Source organism: Pseudomonas sp. NFPP28, from assembly GCF_900115535.1.
In the GTDB taxonomy this organism is placed as follows: Bacteria; Pseudomonadota; Gammaproteobacteria; order Pseudomonadales; family Pseudomonadaceae; genus Aquipseudomonas; species Aquipseudomonas extremorientalis.
In genome coordinates, this window is sequence record NZ_FOWT01000006.1 from 201,845 (window position 1) to 222,349 (window position 20,505).

16 protein-coding genes and 2 tRNA genes are annotated in these 20,505 nt (G+C 60.8%); 8 read left to right on the top strand and 10 right to left on the bottom strand.

From position 1 onward, the window contains the following. Window positions 1–41: 41 nt before the first annotated feature. Together BM110_RS17375 and thrC are read left to right on the top strand one after the other, a co-directional pair. On the top strand, window positions 42–1,346 hold the full coding sequence (locus BM110_RS17375; RefSeq protein WP_071489287.1) for a homoserine dehydrogenase: 1,305 nt from the start codon (window positions 42–44) through the stop codon (window positions 1,344–1,346). 67 nt (window positions 1,347–1,413) lie between these two features. Then, window positions 1,414–2,823: a threonine synthase gene (gene thrC / locus BM110_RS17380; protein ID WP_092246747.1), complete on the top strand. Its 1,410-nt coding sequence runs from the start codon at window positions 1,414–1,416 to the stop codon at window positions 2,821–2,823. 88 nt (window positions 2,824–2,911) lie between these two features. Here the strand turns inward: thrC and BM110_RS17385 are convergent, their stop codons facing one another. Then, window positions 2,912–3,112, bottom strand: a complete 201-nt coding sequence (locus tag BM110_RS17385; RefSeq protein ID WP_093513891.1) for a hypothetical protein — start codon at window positions 3,110–3,112, stop codon at window positions 2,912–2,914. Between the two features lie 314 nt (window positions 3,113–3,426). On the opposite strand from BM110_RS17385, the gene BM110_RS17390 reads away from it, so the two are divergent. Then, window positions 3,427–3,711 carry a DUF3509 domain-containing protein gene (locus tag BM110_RS17390; RefSeq protein WP_071489289.1) on the top strand — a complete coding sequence of 95 codons (285 nt, stop codon included), beginning with the start codon at window positions 3,427–3,429 and terminating at the stop codon, window positions 3,709–3,711. A 226-nt stretch (window positions 3,712–3,937) separates the two neighbouring features. On the opposite strand, the gene BM110_RS17395 is transcribed toward BM110_RS17390, so the two are convergent. Further along, window positions 3,938–5,137 carry a CaiB/BaiF CoA transferase family protein gene (locus BM110_RS17395; protein WP_093513892.1) on the bottom strand — a complete coding sequence of 400 codons (1,200 nt, stop codon included), beginning with the start codon at window positions 5,135–5,137 and terminating at the stop codon, window positions 3,938–3,940. A gap of 136 nt (window positions 5,138–5,273) precedes the next feature. Between BM110_RS17395 and BM110_RS17400 the strand changes: the two genes are divergently transcribed. After that, the gene (locus tag BM110_RS17400) at window positions 5,274–5,816 is read left to right on the top strand and encodes a YaeQ family protein (RefSeq protein ID WP_032858231.1); all 543 of its coding nucleotides are present in this window, start codon (window positions 5,274–5,276) and stop codon (window positions 5,814–5,816) included. A gap of 60 nt (window positions 5,817–5,876) precedes the next feature. Continuing rightward, window positions 5,877–7,586 carry a single-stranded-DNA-specific exonuclease RecJ gene (recJ, locus tag BM110_RS17405; protein WP_071489291.1) on the top strand — a complete coding sequence of 570 codons (1,710 nt, stop codon included), beginning with the start codon at window positions 5,877–5,879 and terminating at the stop codon, window positions 7,584–7,586. Window positions 7,587–7,662: 76 nt separating this feature from the next. Here recJ and BM110_RS17410 read toward each other — a convergent pair whose 3' ends face one another. The 4 genes from BM110_RS17410 to BM110_RS17425 all read right to left on the bottom strand — a co-directional run bounded on the left by BM110_RS17410 (window position 7,663) and on the right by BM110_RS17425 (window position 12,223). Next, window positions 7,663–8,943 carry a virulence factor family protein gene (locus BM110_RS17410; protein ID WP_093513893.1) on the bottom strand — a complete coding sequence of 427 codons (1,281 nt, stop codon included), beginning with the start codon at window positions 8,941–8,943 and terminating at the stop codon, window positions 7,663–7,665. Continuing rightward, window positions 8,943–11,585, bottom strand: coding sequence for a bifunctional lysylphosphatidylglycerol flippase/synthetase MprF (mprF, locus tag BM110_RS17415; RefSeq protein ID WP_071489293.1), 2,643 nt, complete (start codon window positions 11,583–11,585; stop codon window positions 8,943–8,945). The genes BM110_RS17410 and mprF overlap by 1 nt, the downstream gene beginning before the upstream one ends. A gap of 279 nt (window positions 11,586–11,864) precedes the next feature. After that, window positions 11,865–11,941: transfer RNA gene (locus tag BM110_RS17420), tRNA-Met, on the bottom strand. 205 nt (window positions 11,942–12,146) lie between these two features. Continuing rightward, window positions 12,147–12,223: transfer RNA gene (locus BM110_RS17425), tRNA-Met, on the bottom strand. Between the two features lie 279 nt (window positions 12,224–12,502). Between BM110_RS17425 and dinB the strand changes: the two genes are divergently transcribed. Further along, a complete protein-coding gene (dinB, locus tag BM110_RS17430) occupies window positions 12,503–13,561 on the top strand; it encodes a DNA polymerase IV (protein WP_064054577.1) in 1,059 nt (352 codons plus the stop codon). A gap of 130 nt (window positions 13,562–13,691) precedes the next feature. Here the strand turns inward: dinB and BM110_RS17435 are convergent, their stop codons facing one another. The 4 genes from BM110_RS17435 to BM110_RS17450 all read right to left on the bottom strand — a co-directional run bounded on the left by BM110_RS17435 (window position 13,692) and on the right by BM110_RS17450 (window position 18,492). Then, window positions 13,692–14,645 carry a hypothetical protein gene (locus BM110_RS17435; RefSeq protein ID WP_093125085.1) on the bottom strand — a complete coding sequence of 318 codons (954 nt, stop codon included), beginning with the start codon at window positions 14,643–14,645 and terminating at the stop codon, window positions 13,692–13,694. 20 nt (window positions 14,646–14,665) lie between these two features. Beyond that, entirely contained in the window at window positions 14,666–16,381 is a 1,716-nt protein-coding gene (locus tag BM110_RS17440; protein ID WP_092246764.1) for a proline--tRNA ligase, read from the bottom strand. A 181-nt stretch (window positions 16,382–16,562) separates the two neighbouring features. Next, window positions 16,563–18,095, bottom strand: a complete 1,533-nt coding sequence (locus BM110_RS17445) for an AmpG family muropeptide MFS transporter (RefSeq protein WP_093513894.1) — start codon at window positions 18,093–18,095, stop codon at window positions 16,563–16,565. A gap of 43 nt (window positions 18,096–18,138) precedes the next feature. Continuing rightward, window positions 18,139–18,492, bottom strand: a complete 354-nt coding sequence (locus BM110_RS17450; RefSeq protein WP_058423311.1) for an MGMT family protein — start codon at window positions 18,490–18,492, stop codon at window positions 18,139–18,141. Window positions 18,493–18,646: 154 nt separating this feature from the next. On the opposite strand from BM110_RS17450, the gene BM110_RS17455 reads away from it, so the two are divergent. Next, window positions 18,647–19,654: a DUF481 domain-containing protein gene (locus tag BM110_RS17455; protein WP_071489298.1), complete on the top strand. Its 1,008-nt coding sequence runs from the start codon at window positions 18,647–18,649 to the stop codon at window positions 19,652–19,654. Between the two features lie 106 nt (window positions 19,655–19,760). Further along, window positions 19,761–20,492, top strand: a complete 732-nt coding sequence (locus BM110_RS17460; RefSeq protein WP_093513895.1) for a HugZ family pyridoxamine 5'-phosphate oxidase — start codon at window positions 19,761–19,763, stop codon at window positions 20,490–20,492. Window positions 20,493–20,505 lie beyond the last annotated feature (13 nt).

A 20,505-nucleotide genomic window follows, 5' to 3' on the forward strand; every position in this document is an offset into this window, starting at 1 on the left:
ACGGCCGACCTCGTGTCGGCCGTTTCATGGGGAGTTCTTCAGTGAAACCGGTCAAAGTAGGCATCTGTGGGTTAGGGACCGTCGGTGGCGGCACCTTCAACGTACTTCAGCGTAACGCTGAAGAGATTTCCCGCCGTGCAGGGCGTGGGATTGAAGTGGCACAAATTGCCACGCGTTCGCCAAAGCCTCAGTTCGAAACGACCGGTATTGCGATGACCAACGATGTCTTCGCCGTTGCCACCAACCCTGAAATCGATATCGTGATCGAACTGGTGGGCGGGTATACCGTGGCCCGCGAGTTGGTGCTCAAGGCCATCGAAAACGGCAAGCATGTGGTCACTGCCAACAAGGCACTGATCGCGGTGCACGGCAACGAAATCTTCGCCAAGGCCCGTGAGAAGGGCGTGATCGTGGCGTTCGAGGCTGCGGTGGCTGGTGGCATTCCGGTGATCAAGGCGATCCGTGAAGGCCTGTCCGCGAACCGTATCAACTGGGTGGCCGGCATCATCAACGGCACCGGCAACTTCATCCTCACCGAAATGCGCGAGAAGGGCCGGACCTTCGAAGACGTCCTCGCCGAAGCCCAGGCCCTGGGTTACGCCGAAGCCGACCCGACCTTCGACGTGGAAGGTATCGACGCCGCGCACAAGCTGACCATCCTGGCGTCCATCGCCTTTGGTATTCCGCTGCAGTTCGACAAGGCCTACACCGAAGGCATCACCAAGCTGACCACCGCCGATGTGAACTACGCCGAAGCCCTGGGTTACCGCATCAAGCACCTGGGCGTGGCGCGCAGCACCCCGGCCGGTATCGAACTGCGGGTACACCCGACGCTGATCCCGGCCGACCGCCTGATCGCCAACGTCAATGGCGTGATGAACGCCGTAATGGTCAACGGTGATGCGGCCGGTTCGACCCTGTTCTACGGCGCCGGTGCCGGCATGGAACCCACCGCTTCGTCGGTGATCGCCGACCTGGTGGACGTGGTCCGCGCCATGACCAGCGACCCGGAAAACCGTGTGCCGCACCTGGCCTTCCAGCCGGATTCGCTGTCGGCCCACCCGATCCTGCCGATCGAAGCCTGCGAAAGCGCCTACTACCTGCGCATCCAGGCCCAGGATCACCCGGGCGTACTGGCCCAGGTGGCGAGCATCCTGTCTGAGCGCGGTATCAACATCGAGTCGATCATGCAGAAGGAAGTCGAGGAGCAAAACGGCCAGGTGCCGATGATCTTGCTCACCCATCGCGTGCTCGAACAGCATATCAACGATGCCATCGCCGCCCTGGAAGCCCTGCAAGGCGTGGTCGGGCCGGTGGTGCGGATCCGCGTCGAACACCTGAACTAATGGTTTTGCGGCAAGGGCCCCGCAAGTTCGGCGGCCCTTGTTCAAGAATGCTCTAGAGGAGCCAGTCATGCGTTATATCAGCACCCGCGGCCAGGCACCGGCCCTGAATTTCGAAGACGTCCTGCTGGCAGGCCTTGCCACGGACGGCGGCCTGTACGTGCCGGAAAACCTGCCACGTTTCACCCAAGAGGAAATCGCATCCTGGGCTGGCCTGCCATACCACGAACTGGCGTTCCGCGTGATGCGCCCGTTCGTCACCGGCAGCATTCCGGACGCCGATTTCAAGAAGATCCTGGAAGAAACCTACGGCGTGTTTTCCCACAACGCCATTGCACCGCTGCGCCAACTGAACGGCAACGAATGGGTCCTGGAGTTGTTCCACGGCCCGACCCTGGCGTTCAAGGACTTCGCCCTTCAACTGCTGGGTCGTCTGCTGGATTATGTGCTGGAGAAGCGCGGCGAGCGCGTGGTGATCATCGGCGCCACCTCCGGTGATACCGGTTCGGCGGCCATCGAAGGCTGCAAGCACTGCGAAAATGTCGACATCTTCATCCTGCACCCGCACAAGCGCGTGTCGGAAGTGCAGCGCCGCCAGATGACCACCATCTTTGGCGAGAACATCCATAACATCGCCATCGAAGGCAACTTCGATGACTGCCAGGAAATGGTCAAGAACAGCTTCGCCGACCAGAGCTTCCTGAAAGGCACGCGCCTGGTGGCGGTGAACTCGATCAACTGGGCGCGGATCATGGCCCAGATCGTCTACTACTTCCACGCCTCGCTGCAGTTGGGCGGCCCTGCACGTTCAGTGTCTTTCTCGGTGCCGACCGGCAACTTCGGCGACATTTTCGCCGGTTACCTGGCGCGCAACATGGGCCTGCCGATCAACCAGTTGATCGTCGCTACCAACCGCAACGACATCCTGCACCGCTTCATGAGCGGCAACCAGTACGTCAAGGAAACCCTGCACGCGACCCTGTCGCCGTCCATGGACATCATGGTCTCGTCCAACTTCGAACGCCTGCTGTTCGACATGCACGGCCGCAACGGTGCGGCGATTGCTGGCTTGATGGACACCTTCAAGCGCGGCGGCGGTTTCAGTGTGGATGAAGAGCGCTGGACCGAAACCCGCAAGCTGTTCGACTCCCTGGCCGTGGACGACGCGCAGACCTGCGAAACCATTGCAGACGTCTATGCCCAGTCCGGCGAGCTGCTCGACCCGCACACCGCCATCGGTGTGAGGGCCGCCCGTGAATGCCGTCGCAGCCTGGATATCCCGATGGTCATCCTGGGCACTGCCCACCCGGTCAAATTCCCGGAAGCGGTGGAGAAGGCCGGTGTTGGCAAAGCGCTGGAGTTGCCAGTGCACCTGGCCGACCTGTTCGAGCGTGAAGAGCGTTGCACGGTGTTGGCTAATGACCTGACGGCCGTGCAGGCGTTTGTGAGCCAGCATGGCAACCGGGGTAAGCCGTTGTAAGGCACACCGCGTAGACAAAAACGCCGCTTGCCCTTCCCTGGGGCAGCGGCGTTTTTCGTTTATGGCAGGCCCCGCTTGGTATGCGCGGCTACGTGAGTAGTTTCTGCACGATGGCCAAGACAGCGCTGAACGCCGTAAACATGGCTATGACGACACCCAATGGATACCAGAAATTCTCACGGGTTATCTTGTGGGTCTCGGCAGCGAGTTTGCGTTGCTCCGCATAAATGCGTGATATGTCGGCGTGAATCTTCTCTAGCGCAGCTTGCTCTTTGTCGTGTTCCAGCATCGTCTTCATCCTTCACAGTAAGGGCCTTCTGACATGCGCTTTTATCTGCTTGGCAGCGTCACCAGCGCTCACCGAGTAAAGGATCCACCTCTGATCTGACCCTTGGGCAAAACCCAAAACGACTTGCCAGTGCGTAAGCAGTTATGTGCCGTCGTTTTTAGGTTGTCATGTTGCAAGCGCATGCTGGAATCCGTCACCCCCTGACGGCCCCATAAAGACGAAAAAGCGAACTTTCCTACGTCACAAACAGTCACTTAGGATAGATGCAGCTCCCGTTGAAACGATTGTTCCCGAACTATTGAGTGGTGATCGAGATGGAAAGTATCAGCCTATTGCTCGAAGAAGCACTGAGCCCTTATCAGGTTACGCTGACCACCTCTGGTGTGCAGGACGAGTGCCTGGTAACCGTGAAGAATCCTGCTGGCGCCATCGTGGTCGAGCGTGACGTCGACCGCGCCCAATTGATGGACAAGCGCGTACTGGTGGATGTGGTGGACTGCCTGCTGCGTGACATCAAAATTGCCGAAGGACGTCTGGAGCCTTCGGTCATCGCGGCCTTGCGCAACGCAGCCCTGACTCGCAACGCCACCGCCGCATGAAGAATTGTTTAACTGTGGAAACTTCCTACAGTGCGGCCGGTCAGACTTTGTAACAGCAAGAGCAAACATTGTGCTCCGGTGTTTGTGCCTTGCTGTACTGGTCTTTGTAGGCCACGTTTAACCCCAAAGTGTCTCCCCACGCTTTGGGGTTTCTTTTTGCCTGCGATTTGTCAGGCAAGTCATCTGGCACAGGGCATCTGGTGCCAAAGCCTGGCGGAATGGGACATCAGATCGCGCCTTCCTCGCGCAAGCGCACAATGGCGGCCGCGTCGTAGCCCAGGCCAGCGAGCACTACGCTGTTATGTTCACCCAGTTGCGGCCCCACCCATTCGCAACTGCCCGGCGTGTCCGACAGCTTGGGCACGATGCCCGGCATCTTGAATTCCTTGCCGCCGGGAAGCCGGGCCTTGAGGAACATCTCCCTGGCGAGGAATTGCGGGTCGCCCAACATGTCCTCGGCGCTGTAGATCCGGCTGGCAGGCACCTCGGCTTTGTTCAACAGGTCGACCACCTGGTCCAGCGGCAGCGAATTCACCCAGCGATCTATCACTCCATACAGCTCGTCACGGCGGCTATCACGCCCGTCGTTGCTGGCCAGCACCGGATCGTTGGCCAAGTCCTCACGGCCAATGGCCGACATGAAACGCTTGAAGATCGCATCACCGTTGGCGCCGATCTGTACATGCTTGCCGTCGGCGCTGGTGTGGATGGAGGAGGGCGTAATGCCGGGCATGATGTTGCCGGTGCGTTCGCGAATAAAGCCGAACACGTCGAACTCGGGGATCATGCTTTCCATCATGGCGAAGATGGCTTCGTACAATGCCACATCCACCACCTGGCCCAAGCCACCGTTGACCTCGCGATGACGCAGCGCCATCAGCGCGCCGATCACTGCCCACAATGCGGCAATCGAATCGCCAATGGAAATGCCGGTGCGCACCGGCGGGCGGTCTTCGAAACCGGTGATGTAGCGCAGGCCGCCCATGGACTCGCCGACTGCACCAAACCCGGGTTGGTCTTTCATCGGTCCGGTCTGGCCGAAGCCGGAGAGACGTACCATCACCAGCTTTGGATTCAGCGCGTGCAGGGTCTCCCAACTCAGGCCGAGCTTTTCCAGCACGCCGGGGCGGAAGTTTTCGATCAGGATGTCGGCGTCCGCCAACAGTTGTTTGAGAATGGCCAGGCCGTCCGGGTGCTTGAGGTTCAGCGTCAGCGACTGCTTGTTGCGCGCCTGCACGAACCACCACAGCGACGTGCCCTCGTACAGCTTGCGCCATTTGCGCAGCGGGTCGCCGCCGTCCGGCGATTCGACCTTGATCACCTCGGCGCCGAACTCCGCGCAGATTCGTGAGGCGAACGGGCCGGCGATCAGGGTGCCGAGTTCGATGACTTTCAGGCCGGCAAGTGGTTTGGCATTGAACGACATGAGGATCCTTGTCTGCGCAGTGCGATGGTGTGATGCCTTTTAACATAGGCGAGCAGCCCAGGGCAGCGCAGGATTCGTTGATTGGCCTCGTCATCGGTTAGACTGGCCGCCTTTCCCTGTCTCTAGAAGCCCGTTCATGGCCCAGCCGTCCACGACCTACAAATTCGAACTCAACCTCACCGACCTCGACCGCTCGGTGTATGAGAGCGTCAAACAGACCATCGCCCGCCACCCGTCGGAAACCGAAGAGCGCATGACCGTGCGTCTGCTGGCCTACGCACTCTGGTACAACGAGCAGTTGTCGTTCGGGCGTGGCCTGTCAGATGTCGACGAACCAGCCCTGTGGGAAAAAAGCCTGGATGATCGGGTTTTGCACTGGATCGAAGTCGGCCAGCCCGATGCCGACCGCCTCACTTGGTGCTCGCGCCGTACCGAACGCACCAGCCTGCTGGCCTATGGCAGCCTGCGTGTGTGGGAAGGCAAGGTGGTGCCGGTGGCAAACAACCTGAAAAACGTACACATCGCCGCTGTGCCGCAGGAAGTCCTGGAGACTCTGGCCAAAGACATGCCCCGCGTGATCAAGTGGGATGTAATGATCAGCGAAGGCACGATCTTCGTCACCGACGACCGCGGCCAGCACGAAGTGCAGTTGCAGTGGTTGGTCGGCGAACGCGGTTGATTGAGTCGCCGCCGGTCACCTGTTTTATTTCCGTATCAGAAGAGAAGTTTTCGTCACCCCATGCGTATCGATCCCCGCCCGTTGCCTGCCGTCCTGCCGTTTCTCGGTGAATTGCCACCGCTGTTGACCCGCCTCTATGCTGCGCGCGGCGTGCAATCCGAGGCCGAGCTGGATAAAAGCCTGGCGCGGTTGATTCCCTATCAGCAGCTCAAGGGCATCGACGCGGCGGTGGACCTGTTGGTGACGGCGTTGGAGCAACGCCAGCGCATCCTCATTGTCGGTGACTTCGACGCCGACGGCGCCACCGCCAGCACCGTGGGCACCTTGGGCCTGCGCCTGCTCGGTGCGGCCCATGTCGATTACCTGGTGCCCAACCGTTTCGAATACGGCTATGGCCTGACCCCGGAAATCGTCGCGGTGGCCCTGCAGCGCGAGCCGCAGTTGCTGATTACCGTGGACAACGGCATCTCCAGCGTCGAAGGCGTGGCGGCGGCGAAGGCGGCGGGTTTGCAGGTGCTGGTGACCGACCACCACTTGCCCGGCGACGAGTTGCCGGCGGCGGACGCTATCGTCAACCCGAACCAGCCCGGCTGTGAGTTCCCCAGCAAGGCGCTGGCCGGCGTGGGGGTGATCTTCTACGTGTTGATGGCGTTGCGTGCGCGCCTGCGCAGCTTGGGTTGGTACGAGAACAAGCCACAACCGAATATCGGCGAACTGCTCGACCTGGTCGCCCTGGGCAGCGTCGCCGACGTGGTGCCCCTGGACGCCAACAACCGCATCCTGGTGCATCAGGGGCTGGAACGTATCCGCGCCGGTCGTGCACGGCCGGGGATCAAGGCGATCCTGGAAGTGGCCAAGCGCGATGCCGCGCGTATCACCTCCACCGACCTGGGGTTTATCCTCGGGCCGCGTTTGAACGCAGCCGGACGCTTGGACGACATGAGCCTGGGCATCGAGTGCCTGCTCACCACCGACGTGGCCGCGGCCCGTGAAATGGCCGCGCAACTGGACGGCATGAACCAGGACCGCAAATCCATCGAGCAAGGCATGCAGCGCGAAGCCCTGGCCCAGCTCAAGGACTTGCCGGTGGAGTCGATGCCCTACGGTTTGTGCCTGTTCGACCCGGAATGGCACCAAGGTGTGATCGGGATTCTGGCGTCGCGCATGAAAGAGCGCTATTTCCGCCCAACCATTGCCTTCGCCGACGCTGGCGACGGTTTGCTCAAGGGCTCTGGGCGCTCTGTGCAGGGTTTTCATATCCGTGATGCCCTGGCGGTGGTCGCCAGCCAGCATCCGAACCTGATCAGCAAGTACGGCGGTCACGCCATGGCGGCAGGGCTGACATTGCCCGAGGAAAACTTCCCGCTGTTCGCCGAAGCCTTCGATGCCGAAGTGCGTCGGCAACTGCGCGAAGAAGACCTGACCGGGCGCCTGCTGTCTGATGGCACCCTGGCAGTGGAAGAGTTTCACCTGGAACTGGCCCGTGCGCTACGGCATGCCGGGCCGTGGGGGCAGCACTTCCCTGAGCCGTTGTTCCATGGCGTGTTTCAGTTGGTGGAGCAGCGCGTTGTGGGGGAGCGGCACCTGAAGGTCGTGCTCAAGAGCGAGTGCGGGTCGGTGAAGCTGGATGGCATTGCGTTTGGCGTGGACCGTGAGGTCTGGCCGAACCCGACGGTGCGTTGGGTGGAATTGGCCTACAAGCTGGATGTGAACGAGTTTCGCGGGAATGAAACCGTGCAGTTGATGATTGCGCACATCGAGCCGCGTTAGATCTCACCAACACCACAAAACCAATGTGGGAGGGGGCAACCCCCCTCCCACATTTTGATTTGTGTAAGGCTCGGGCTTATTCGGTTTTGGTTTGGTGTTTGACGATGATATCCACCAACCGCTTGGCCAGCGCCGGGTAGTTCTCATCGAAGTGATGCCCGCCTGGCAACTTGATGGCTTCACCTACAGCCGTCTTGTCCGTGCAGCCACTCTCGTCGACTTCTTCGGCGCCGTAGATGCACACCACTTTGTCAGCCGGCAGTTTGGCCATTTCCGGGCCTGTGGCCGCTTCTTTGCCCGCGTTGCCCAGCCAGCCTTCGACTTCAATCTCGAAGCTGCCAGTGCGTGCGAATGCCAGCAGGATGATTGCGTCCACACGCTGCTGCTCGTTTTCCGGCAGGCGGTTGTAGATGGCCGGCAGTACATCGGCACCGAACGAATAGCCGGTCAGTACGAAGCGCTTGGTGCCCCACTTCTGACGGTAGTGCTGCATCAGCTCGGTGAGGTCCTTGGCGCTTTGTTCCGGGGTCTTGTGCTGCCAGTAGTAGCGTAGGGTGTCGATGCCCACCACCGGATAACCGATCTTGGCCATTTCACCGGCCACGTCACGGTCGAGGTCGCGCCAGCCGCCGTCGCCGGACAGGAATAGGGTGACAGTGTCCTTGGCCTGGCCGGCCGGTACTTCAACCACCGGTATTGCCAGGCCGCCATTGTCCGAGCCCACCAGTTGCTTGCGCAGCTCGTTGTTCAGCACTTGCGGGTAATGAATGTCGTAGTCGCTGATGCTGGTGGTGGCGCGCGGTGTGTCGCGTACGAAACTGGCGCTTTCATCGTCAGGGTTGTCGTTCCAGGCCACCAGCCAGTTGCCGTGGGCGGCTGTCTTCGGCAGTGGGTCCTTGCAGCCTTCCTGCACCAGGGCGAAGCCGACGGAGATGGCGTTGGCGTTGTCGTCGTTCTGGGTGGCCAGCCAGCGCCAGGCGAGGGCAGCGCCAGGGCCGATGCCGCTGACCAGTGTCGCCGGGCCCTTGAGCTGGGCCAGGGCGCCTTGCAGCGCTTGTTCCTGCAGCTTGCAGTCATCCTTGGGCAGGACCACCTGGACAATCTGCGCCTTGCCGCCTTGGCTCAGGGCAATCAACTGGCTGTCGGTCAGGGTTTCATCGGCCATTACGGCCACGGCCACGCGGGCTTTCGGCGTGCCGTTGGGGGTCACCCGGGTCATGACCGAACCGTCGGCCTGGGGCAGTTGCTCCAGCACCGGCTGAGGGGCAGGGCGGTTCCAGTACCAATAGCCGCCACCCAGGACCAGGGCGAGCAGCACTACAAAGGCCAATACATACCGCCAGGAGCGTCGAATCATCAGCGTTTCACCAATCCAGTCAAGCCGCCCGCGATCAGGGCGGCGGTATCGGCCAGTGCCACCAGCGGATCAAGTCCTGCGGGCACGGCCATGTAACGGGGTTCCCAGTCAGGCTGGAACTTGTCTTTGAAGCGGCGCAAACCTTGGAAGTTATACAGTTGCTCGCCACGGCGGAACACCATCGAGCCCAGGCGTTGGGTCAACGGGGCGCCGCGTCGTGGTTGCAGGCCCGACAACGGCACCATGCCGAGGCTGAAGCGGGCATAGCCGTGACTCTTATAATGTTGAATCAGGCCGACCATCATGAATTCCATGGTCAGCTTGGGCGCGTCTGGGTGGGCGCGCATCAGGTCGAGACTGGCCAGGTCATGGTTGTAGGTCTCGAGCAGGTTGGCGAAGGCCACCGGGCGCCCTTCGAAGCGAATGATCGCGATGCGAAAGTGCTTGAGGTAGTCGTCGCTGAAGCGTCCCAGGGAAAAGCCTTTTTCCCGTACGTTCTTGCCGGTCAGCCAGGCATCGGAGATCACCTTGAGTTCGTCCATCGGCGCCGTGCCCGGTTCGCAGATCTCCAGGGACAGGCCGTCCCGCGAGCCACGGTTCCAGGTGTAACGCAGGTCCTTCATCTCTTTGCCCTTGGCTTCCAGGTCAAAGCGTTTGAGGTCGACACGGGCTTCTTCGCCCAGTTTGATCGCGGTGAGGCCGATGTCCATGTAGTACGGCAGGTTCTCCGCACGCACCTGGTAGAACACCGGGCGGGCGTGGTGGATGTCGCATAGGTCTCGGAACTGCCAGATCATCTCGGCCCGTGGCTGGGTGGGGCCAATCGGGTCGTACAAGGCTACCAGGCTGCGGCCGCGACGGGCGTACATGAGGAAAGCTTCATCATTGGGGTGGAACAGCAGCGCCTTGTCGCCAGTGAGCGCCAGGCCGCCGTCAGGCTGGGAAGAGGCCATCAGGATCTTGCTGGCACGCTCCAGTTCATCGGGTGTCGGCAGATGGATCACCGGGCGCGCAGTACGCAGCAGCCAGGTCAGGGACACGATCACCAGCAACACGGCGGCGCCCAGCAGCGAGCGCAAGCCACGAGGGGCGTTGGCGTCCAGGGTGAACTGCCACCACAGCTGATGGCTGTACGGGACATCCTGGTACGCAAACAGCAGCAGCCAGATCGACGCCCCGAGTACGCAGACACTGGCCACCAGGTACAGCGGCGAGAAGGGCAGCTCGGTGAGGCGGCTGGCGCGATAGAACGAGCGTCGGAAGATCGCCAGCAGGATCGCGGTCATGGTCATCAGGCTGGCTTCTTCCCAGTCGAAGCCTTTGAGCAGCGAGAGCAGGGCGCCCACCAGCAGCAGCACCATGGTCAGCATCCAGGCGGCCGACAGGCGTCGACGCAGGCCCTGGGCCAACAACAGGCACAACACGCCGATCAGGCTGGCGCCAAAGTGCGAGGCGTCAATCAGGCGGTGGGGAATCAGGAAGCCGATGTTTTCCAGGCGTGAGTCGATTTCGGGCGTGGCGCCAGAGAACAGCAGGACCACGCCGGACAAAAAAACCAGGACGGCCAGCACTGGCGCCGCCAGCCCCGAGGCGACCCGCAGGCTTTGCTGGGTCTGGAACAGGCGCTGCGCTTCGTTGACCAGCAGGAACACGCAGGCGATCAGCAGAGGCAGCACCACGTAGATCATGCGGTACAGCAGCAGGGCGGCGGCCAGTGGCGCGGCGCCCAGTTTGTCGGCGAACGCCGCCAGCAGGATCGCTTCGAATACACCCACACCACCCGGTACATGGCTGAGTACACCGGCGGCCAGCGCCAGCAGGTACACGAGCAGGAAGGGGCCGAAGGGCGGCGCCTCCGGCAGCAGCATATAAAGGACGGTAGCGGCAGCGGCAACGTCCAGTGCGGTAATGATCAGTTGCAGGAAGGTCAGGCGACGGCCCGGCAGGCGCAAGGTGCGGCGGCCGGCTTTTACCAACAGGTTGTCCGGGTAGGGTTGCTCCGGCAGGCGACGGCGATAAATGCCGATGCACAACACCGCCGACAACAGCAGCACCGCGCCGGCAATACCGCCCAGCACTGCCTGCGGCAAATGCAGGTAGGTTGATGCGGCGGGCAGGTTGCTCAGTGTTGCCAATGCTGCCAGTGGCGGCAGGGCAGTGCCCAGCGCCAGGCTGGCGAACACGGTCATATGGGCGACTTCGGACGCGCCGATGCCATGGCGTGCATATAAACGGTAGCGCACCGATCCGCCGGAAAGCATCGACAGACCAATGGCATTGCCAATCGCGAAGGCGGTGAAACCACCGAGGGCCAGGGTCTTGGCGGGCAGGTTCACGCCGGCATAGCGGGCGCCGGAGAACTCATAGCCTAATAGAATGACAAAACCGGCAACGGCTGCGGCAAACGCACCGAGCAGGGCTGGCTTGGGCACTTCCAGGATCGAGTCGTGGAGCGCGTAGAGGTCCAGCTCCAGCAGCAGGTGGCGGCAGGCGATCAGGGCGATGGCAAACAGCAATAAGGTGACGGCCAGCCCGATAGGCTGCCGATACTTGCTCACCAGATCCAGCCAACGCAAGCGGGTGGGTGTGATCGGTTGTTCTGCTGTGACAGTGTCTTGTGTTTCAGACGAGTTGGCGCGCATCAATCACCTCGTGGATTGTGCGCGACAGGATGGAGGTATCCAGCCAAGTTACCAATCCCTATGGACAAAATAATTACAAATATTAACGCGTATCGCCGGGGGCGGCGACTGCGGCCATTGGTCGTAGAGGGCAGCGCTTGAGCATTGAGCATAGCTTGCAATGAGATGGACTCTACAAACCGCGCGCGGTTTCATGAAAGATGCCATGCCATTGTTTCAGAAGAACTTTTTCACCGGATACAAAAAAGGCCACTCTTTCGAGTAGCCTTTCTTGATGTTTGGTTGCGGGAGCCGGATTTGAACCGACGACCTTCGGGTTATGAGCCCGACGAGCTACCAGACTGCTCCATCCCGCGTCTGTGGGCGGCATTCTACAGTCCAACGCCGAGGTGTCAACCGTTATCGGGCCGATGGGTCAAATAAGTGTGAATTGGCCTCTGAATGCTGGCCATGCACCGTAAGTGCGCGATGGCAAAGATTTTTTTGTCTTACAATTTTCGTACATAACAAAACAGGCACGCACAAAAAAGGCCACTCTTTCGAGTAGCCTTTCTTGATGTTTGGTTGCGGGAGCCGGATTTGAACCGACGACCTTCGGGTTATGAGCCCGACGAGCTACCAGACTGCTCCATCCCGCGTCTGTGTGTCGGCATTCTACAGAGGAACGCCGGTGTGTCAACCTGTGAATTAAAGAAAAGCGCTTGTGGTTCAATCGCTTAGCTCTCTATAAAAGCCCCTTGATACCCCTCGGGCCCAGTCTGGCCGAGGCTTTCAGCTCTATCGGAAGGGTAAATCCGATTGAGAAAATAAATTCATCCTGGAATTTTCCTACCGCTTAGGCGGAAGATTCAAACTACTGGTGCTATATACAGGTGTGAGTGCGATACTGGCCACCCGTAGGTAAACACCCCGTTTATATGACGCAGCGCAAAATCATCCACGTCGACTGTGATTGCTTCTACGCCGCCATCGAGATGCGCGATGACCCGAGCCTGGCGCAAAAACCGCTGGCGGTGGGCGGCTCGGCGGACCGGCGCGGGGTGATCGCCACCTGCAACTACGAGGCACGCGCCTATGGCGTGCGCTCGGCCATGTCCTCGCGGCATGCCTTGAAGCTGTGCCCGGACCTGACCATCGTCAAGCCGCGCATGGATGCCTATAAGGAAGCCTCGAAGGAAATCCAGACGATCTTTCGCGACTACACCGACCTGATCGAACCGCTGTCGCTGGATGAGGCTTACCTGGACGTGTCCGACAGCCCGCACTTTGGCGGAAGTGCCACGCGCATCGCCCAGGACATTCGTCGCCGTGTCTCCAACCAACTGCACATCACCGTGTCCGCAGGCGTGGCGCCGAACAAGTTCCTGGCCAAGATCGCCAGCGACTGGAAGAAGCCCAACGGCCTGTTTGTGATTACCCCGGACCAGGTCGAAGACTTTGTCTCGCAGTTGCGGGTCAGCAAGTTGCACGGTGTGGGCAAGGTCACGGCCGATAAACTGGCACGCCTGGGCATTGAAGACTGCCTGCAACTGCGCGAGTGGAACAAACTGGCGCTGGTGCGCGAATTCGGCAGTTTTGGCGAGCGGCTGTGGAGCCTGGCGCGTGGGATCGATGATCGTGTGGTGCAGAACGACAGTCGTCGGCAATCGATCAGTGTGGAAAATACCTACGATGTCGACCTGCCGGATCTCTCAAGCTGCCTGGCCAAACTCCCCGAACTGATGGAAACCCTGGCCGGGCGCATGGCGCGCATCGACAGCAGTTACCGGGCCGGCAAGCCGTTCGTGAAGGTGAAGTTTCATGACTTTACCCAGACCACATTGGAGCAGGCGGGGGCAGGGCGGGACCTGGAGAGTTATCAACAGTTGCTGACGCAGGCGTTCAACCGGGGAGGGAAACCGGTGCGGTTGCTGGGGATTGGGGTGCGCTTGCTGGATCTGAGTAACGGCAACGAGCAGCTCGAATTCTCCTGGTAAAAATGGGGAGCAAATTGTGGGAGGGGGGCTTGCCCCCGATAGCAGTGGATCAGCCAGCCTATCTATAGCTGACCCGCTGCAATCGGGGGCAAGCCCTCTCCCACATTTGACCGCCAACAATTTGAGGGGCTCAGCGTGCTCCAGGATCTGCGACTAGCCGCCCCGCATCCTTGGTCAGCGCCTGCAGAAACTCTTGCTGCAACTCGGGATCATTGCGGGTCAGTTCGATCAGGCTCTGTTCCAGTTCGCTGGCTTCTTCTTCCAGGCCCAGTTCCGACAAGCGCTTGACCCGGTGCACCCACTGGCTGACTTCGTCGTCTTCCAGGTCGTCGTAGATCAGGCCGTGGGCTTCCAGCAACTTGCCGCGCAGGGTGTTGCTGATCGCCAGGGTCGAGTCCGAATGCACATCGTCCTGGCCGTCTTCCACACTGATCTTCAAGGTCGTGACGCGGTTCAGGTCCTGCTCGGCAAATGGGCTGTCCAACAGGTTCAGGCGCAGGACGCCGTTGCGGTCGGTGGTCAGCTCATGGGTCTGCTTGCCGGCGGTGACCTGCACCGGGCGTTCGCTCCAGGGCAGGCTCGAATACTCCACGCGCTTGTCGCGCTGGACTTCATCGATACCCGCCAGGTTCTGTTGCGCACGGCCGTGGGATTGCACGTTCATGAACGGGTTGAGGCCGTCCACGCCATAGATCAGCCAGTCATGGGTCATGCTGGTCGGCAGGTGGCCGAGGGCGAAGATATTCGCCACGTTGGCGCCCGCGCCCGCCACCAGGGCGACTGCACCCAAGGGCATCTCGTAGAGCTTGCGCCAGGGCTGGTAAGGGGTATAGCGGTCGTAACGACGGGTGACTTCGTACTCGGTGACCTCGAAGGTCTTCTGCTCGTGAATGCGAACCCGGCGTTGCGGCAGCTCCAGCACTTTGGGCTCGCCGACATCGATCTGCAGGCTGTGGTCGAGTAACTTACGCTCGACCCGCTCCTCGTGCTCACTGCGTTGCGACATCTGGTTGGCGCAGCCGCTGACCAGCAGGGCGCCGCACAAGGCGGCGCCCCCCAGGGCTCTGGTGTTTCGCTTGAACATGACTTCTCTTGATCTGGTTTTCAGCGACGAATACGCGCCTGGAGGAAAGACAGCACGTCAGCCACCGGCAACGGTTGGGCTTCGGCTTCGGTCCGGCTCTTGTATTCCAGATTGCCATCGGCCAGGCCGCGGTCACTGACCACGATCCGGTGCGGGATGCCAATCAGTTCCATGTCGGCGAACTTGATGCCCGGGCTGGTTTTCTTGTCCCGGTCATCCAGCAGCACTTCAAAACCAGCAGCCGTCAATTCGGCATACAGCTTGTCGGTGGCTTCGCGCACTTGCTCGGTTTCATAACGCAGCGGCACCAGGGCGACCTGGAACGGCGCCAGGGCGTCACTCCAGATGATGCCTTTGTCATCGTTGTTCTGCTCGATGGCAGCGGCAACCACGCGGGATACGCCAATGCCGTAGCAGCCCATCTCCAGGGTGATCGGCTTGCCGTTCTCGCCCAGCACTTCGCACTTCATTGCCTTGCTGTACTTGTTGCCCAGTTGGAAGATGTGCCCGACTTCGATGCCGCGCTTGATTTCCAGGGTGCCCTTGCCGTCCGGGCTAGGGTCGCCGGCCACGACGTTACGCAGGTCGGCCACGGTCGGCACCGGCAGGTCACGTTCCCAGTTCACGCCGAAGTAGTGCTTGTCGTCGATGTTTGCGCCGATCCCGAAGTCGCTCATCAGCTCGACCGAACGGTCGATGATGATCGGCAGCGGCAGGTTCAGCGGGCCGAGCGAACCGGCACCGGCGCCAATGGCGTCGCGCAGTTCGGCGTCGGTGGCCATGACCAGCGGGCTGGCCACGCCAGGTTGGTTGGCGGCCTTGATTTCGTTGAGCTCGTGGTCGCCACGGATCACCAGGGCGATCAGCTTGCCTTCTTCCTCGGCGCGCACGATCAGGGTCTTGATGGTCTTTTCAATCGGCAGATTGAATTTCTCCACCAGGGCCGCGATGGTCTTGGTATCCGGCGTGTCCACCAGGCGCAGTTCTTCGGTCGGCGCCGGGCGGGACGTTTCCCGTGGCACGGCTTCGGCTTTCTCGATGTTCGCCGCGTAGTCGGAACCGTTGCTGAACACGATGTCGTCTTCGCCGGATTCGGCCAGCACGTGGAATTCGTGGGAGCCGGCGCCGCCGATGGAGCCATTGTCGGCTTCAACCGGGCGGAACTTCAGGCCCAGGCGCGTGAACACGTTGCAGTAGGCCTGGTGCATGCGGTCGTAGGTGACCTGCAAGGACGCCTGGTCAGCGTGGAACGAATAGGCGTCCTTCATGATGAATTCGCGACCGCGCATCAAGCCGAAGCGTGGGCGGATTTCGTCACGGAACTTGGTCTGGATCTGATACAGGTTCAGCGGCAGCTGCTTGTAGCTGCTCAGCTCGTTGCGCATCAGGTCGGTGATCACTTCTTCGTGGGTCGGGCCGGCGCAGAAATCGCGGCCATGGCGATCCTTGAAGCGCAGCAACTCCGGGCCGTACTCTTCCCAGCGCCCGGATTCCTGCCACAGTTCAGCCGGTTGGGTGCTCGGCATCAACACTTCCAGAGAGCCGGCGGCGTTCATTTCTTCACGAACGATGGCTTCGACCTTGCGCATCACCTTCAAGCCCATGGGCAGCCAGGTGTACAGGCCGGAGGCCAGTTTGCGGATCATGCCGGCGCGCAGCATCAGCTGATGGCTGATCACGACCGCGTCTGAAGGCGTTTCTTTCTGTGTGGCGAGCAAATATTGACTGGTACGCATGGTAGGCCGTTGTCGGTTGCTTGGACTTGAAATGACTTGGGATTGTACGGGCGCCGGCTGCTGGAGTACAGGCATCAGAATGCAGAGGGGTATGTGGGAGGGGGCTTGCCCCCGATAGCGGTGGATCAGTAACACATAAGCGCCTGACGACCTGCTATCGGGGCAAGCCCCTCCCACATTGTCAGTCTTCTTGCGGCGGACTCAACCGCGCCCGCCGATTTTCCTGGAACCAGTGCAACGCGATCAGGAACAGCGTCGGCACGCCCAGCAGGCAGGTGATCATGAAGAAATTGTGATACCCGAACTTCTCCACCATTACCCCCGAATACCCGCCGATCAGGCGTGGCAGCAACAGCATGATCGAGCTGAGCAGGGCATATTGGGTGGCGGAGAACTTGAGGTTGGTCAGGCTCGACAGGTACGCCACAAACGCCGAGGTCGCCAGCCCTGAGCTGAAGTTATCCAGGGAAATGGTGAAGATCAGCATCTGCAGGTCCGGGCCCATGTCGGCGAGCATCACGAACAGCAGGTTGGTGCCGGCCGACGCCACACCGCCGATGAACAGGATCGGCAGGATACCGAAGCGCACAATCAGCAGGCCGCCCATGCCTGCACCCAGCAGGGTCATGATCAGGCCGAAGATCTTGCTGACCCCGGCGATCTGGTCCTTGGTGAAGCCCTGGTCGATGTAGAACACGTTGGCCATCACGCCCATCACGGTGTCGGACATGCGATAGGTGGCGATCAGTCCCAACAACAGCAACGCCTGCCAGCGGTAACGCAGGATGAAGTCATTGACCGGTGTCAGCACCGGCGCCAGACCCCGGCGACCCATGGCCGACAGGCACAGCGACGTGAGGGTTATATAGAGGATGGCGCGCAGGAAGGCGCGGTCTTCCATCAGCAGATCCCACAGGCTCACGCCGTGGAATATCACGCTGCCGAAGTCCGTGTTGAACAACTGGGTAAACATTGCTGGTACCGATACCAGCAGCACGATCAGCACGAACACCGATGCCAGTTGGTGTACGAAGCTGTAGCGCCCGGCCTGCAACTGGGTGCGCAGTGGCACATCAGGTTCGCGCATGAACAGCGTGGTCAGCAGCGCCGGAATCATCAGCACGCCGAACAGTACGTAGGTGCCGGTCCAGGCCGAGTGCTTGTAGTTGAAACCGGTGGAACCGAACCCTTCGGCAAAGAACAGTGCGCCTGCGGTGGCCAGCAGCGCGGCGATGCGATAACCGGACATGTAGCTGGCGGCCAGCGCAGCCTGGCGGCTGTCGTCGGCGATTTCCAGACGGTAGGCGTCGACCGCGATGTCCTGGGTGGCGGAGGCGAAAGCCACGATGACGGCGATAGCGATCAGCCAGGACAAGTGTTTCTGCGGGTCGCAGAAGCCCATGCCGATCAATCCGAGGATCACCAGCGACTGGGCCAGCACCAGCCAGGAACGGCGGCGTCCGAGTTTACCGAGCAGCGGCAGGCGCCATTGGTCGAGCAGCGGCGACCAGACCCATTTAAAGGCATACGCCAAACCGATCAGGCTCGCATAGCCGATGGTCTCGCGTGCCACACCGGCCTCGCGCAACCACACTGAAAGCGTCGAGAACACCAACATGTAAGGCAGGCCGGCGGCAAAGCCGAGCAACAACAGGACTAACGTCGAAGGGCTGGCATAGGCAGCGAGCGCGGCGCGCCAGGTTTTACGGGGCATGGGCTGGAGTCTGCCTCAGATTTGCGGAAACAAAGCGCGCACTCTAACCGCTGTGCTCTACCGGGCGCCAGCCATGGCGCTGAATATCCACGCGATTGTTGCGGACCGTGACGCCTTCATCGCGCAAACGCGCCCGTTGTTCGTCACCCGAGGCACTGCCCACCGGCAGGCTTATCCGACCACCGGCACCCAGTACGCGGTGCCAGGGCAGCCGGGTGTCTTCTGGCAGTTGGCTCAACGTACGGCCCACCCAGCGTGCGGCACGGCCAAGGCCCGCCAGGTGAGCCAGCTCGCCGTAACTCACCACGCAGCCTTCGGGCACTTGCGCCAGGGTCAGGTACAGCGCGGTACGACGCATCTCGGCGGGGCTTTGCGGCGACTCGGCAGGTTGATTCATTGAGCGGCTATCCGTTTAAATCGTCGGCATATTTGTAAGAAACGTCGGTAAACATCGCGATGAGCATTGAACTCGACCTCGATACTTGAGTCAGTCCTAGCTATCTAACACGATAATGCCTCCTTTTCGCCAACCTTGAGCCCCATACCCGCTTATGTTGTCCAGAACCCTGCTGTGCCTTGCTGTTTTCAGCGCCTCCACGCCCTTGCTGGCCGACACCGTCTGGTTGAAGAACGGTGACCGTCTGACTGGCAAGATCAAAGTCTTTGATGGCGGCAAATTGCTGATCCAGACTGATTACGCCGGTGCCATCCCCGTGGACTGGAAGCAGGTGAAAACCCTGGAGAGCGACCAGGAGTTGCTGGTCAAGCAGGACGCCTACACCGGCGAGAAAGCCAAATCCCTGAAAGCAGCGGAGGATGGCAAGGTGGTGTTAGCCAACGGTGAAGCGCCCAAGACGGTGGACTTGGCAAGCATCCAGCAGATCATCAAGCCCAAGCCTGTGATCGAAGACCTGGTGTGGAAGGGCAATGTGGACATGGCGCTGGACTACAAACGCGCCGACAAAGACACCAACGATTACGACATCGATTTCAAGACCACCGCACGCCATGGTCAATGGCGCCATACCGGACAGGGCGAGTACAACCGCGAATTCCAGGACGATGTCACCACCACCGACAACTGGGCCCTGGAATACGATCTCGACCGCTTCCTGACCGAACACTGGTTCTGGCAGGGGCGCTTGACCTACAAGCGTGACAAGGTTGAAGACCTCTCGCGCCAGCGCACCGTCGGTACCGGCCCTGGCTACCAGTTCTGGGACGATGAGCTGGGGGCGTTCTCCCTGGGCTCGCTGGTCAACCGCACCGACTATGAATACGCCGACGGCGGCAAGGACAACTTCTATTCCCTGGCCATGAAGTGGAACTACAACCGCTACCTGGTGGGCAAGACCGTTGAATTCTTTACCAATGGTGAAGTGGGCAAGCCTATCGACGGTCCTGCTGAGTACTCGCTGGATGCGGAAATGGGCCTGCGCTACAAAGTCACCGAGTGGGCCTCTCTCAACCTCAAGGCCGAGCGCGACGTGATCAGTGGCGACTCCGACAGCAGCCTGAGCAAGACCCGCTACACCGCGGGCTTCGGCGTGGCCTGGTAACACGGTCGAACAAAACCTGCTTGGCAACCTTTGCCGATAATGATTACCTTGCGTTGAGATCCATTCCCATATGCCATGGGCGGCTGAATACCCGAGGAGTCATACGTTGAGCGCACAGGTTGCCAAGAACGCCCGAGAGCTGTTGCTCAAGGAATACCGTGGGGCTCTCTCCACTTTGTCCAAAGCCATGCCCGGCTTCCCGTTCGGCTCGGTCGTACCGTATTGCCTCGACGAGCAGGGTCGCCCGTTGATCCTGATCAGCCGTATCGCCCAGCACACCCACAACCTGCAGAAAGACCCCAAGTGTTCGCTGCTGGTGGGGGAACGCGAGGCCGATGATGTGCAGGCCGTCGGGCGCCTGACCTACCTGGCCGAAGCGGAAAAACTGGAGGAGGGCGACGCCATCGAGGCGGCGGCCGAGCGTTATTACCGCTACTTCCCGGATTCGGCCAACTACCACAAGGCCCACGACTTCGACTTCTGGGTACTCAAACCCGTACGCCACCGGTACATCGGTGGCTTTGGCGCGATTCACTGGGTCGACCAGTTGACCCTGGCCAACCCGTTCGCCGGCAAGGCCGAGCGCAGCATGATCGAGCACATGAACAGCGATCACGCCAAGGCCATTGCCCATTACGTCGATCTCAGCGGTTTGCCCACCTCCGAGCCCGCCCAATTGGCCGGCATCGACAGCGAAGGCATGCACTTGCGTATCGGCCAATCCTTATATTGGTTGCCGTTTGCGGAGCCTTGCAACACGCCGACACAAGTACGCGAAGCCCTGGTTTCATTGGCCCACGCCGAGGCCTGGCCGAAAAAAGCCAGCGCCAACGCTTGAATTCACGAAACGG

What these genes read in the sequence shown, in the direction of transcription:
- recJ (WP_071489291.1), top strand. Translation starts at nt 5,877, where the DNA reads ATGCGTATCGATCCCCGCCCGTTGCCTGCCGTCCTGCCGTTTCTCGGT.
- BM110_RS17435 (WP_093125085.1), bottom strand. Translation starts at nt 14,645, where the DNA reads ATGTTCAAGCGAAACACCAGAGCCCTGGGGGGCGCCGCCTTGTGCGGC.
- BM110_RS17400 (WP_032858231.1), top strand. Translation starts at nt 5,274, where the DNA reads ATGGCCCAGCCGTCCACGACCTACAAATTCGAACTCAACCTCACCGAC.
- dinB (WP_064054577.1), top strand. Translation starts at nt 12,503, where the DNA reads ATGACGCAGCGCAAAATCATCCACGTCGACTGTGATTGCTTCTACGCC.
- BM110_RS17395 (WP_093513892.1), bottom strand. Translation starts at nt 5,137, where the DNA reads ATGTCGTTCAATGCCAAACCACTTGCCGGCCTGAAAGTCATCGAACTC.
- BM110_RS17440 (WP_092246764.1), bottom strand. Translation starts at nt 16,381, where the DNA reads ATGCGTACCAGTCAATATTTGCTCGCCACACAGAAAGAAACGCCTTCA.
- BM110_RS17455 (WP_071489298.1), top strand. Translation starts at nt 18,647, where the DNA reads ATGTTGTCCAGAACCCTGCTGTGCCTTGCTGTTTTCAGCGCCTCCACG.
- BM110_RS17410 (WP_093513893.1), bottom strand. Translation starts at nt 8,943, where the DNA reads ATGATTCGACGCTCCTGGCGGTATGTATTGGCCTTTGTAGTGCTGCTC.
- BM110_RS17385 (WP_093513891.1), bottom strand. Translation starts at nt 3,112, where the DNA reads ATGCTGGAACACGACAAAGAGCAAGCTGCGCTAGAGAAGATTCACGCC.
- BM110_RS17445 (WP_093513894.1), bottom strand. Translation starts at nt 18,095, where the DNA reads ATGCCCCGTAAAACCTGGCGCGCCGCGCTCGCTGCCTATGCCAGCCCT.
- BM110_RS17450 (WP_058423311.1), bottom strand. Translation starts at nt 18,492, where the DNA reads ATGAATCAACCTGCCGAGTCGCCGCAAAGCCCCGCCGAGATGCGTCGT.
- thrC (WP_092246747.1), top strand. Translation starts at nt 1,414, where the DNA reads ATGCGTTATATCAGCACCCGCGGCCAGGCACCGGCCCTGAATTTCGAA.
- mprF (WP_071489293.1), bottom strand. Translation starts at nt 11,585, where the DNA reads ATGCGCGCCAACTCGTCTGAAACACAAGACACTGTCACAGCAGAACAA.
- BM110_RS17390 (WP_071489289.1), top strand. Translation starts at nt 3,427, where the DNA reads ATGGAAAGTATCAGCCTATTGCTCGAAGAAGCACTGAGCCCTTATCAG.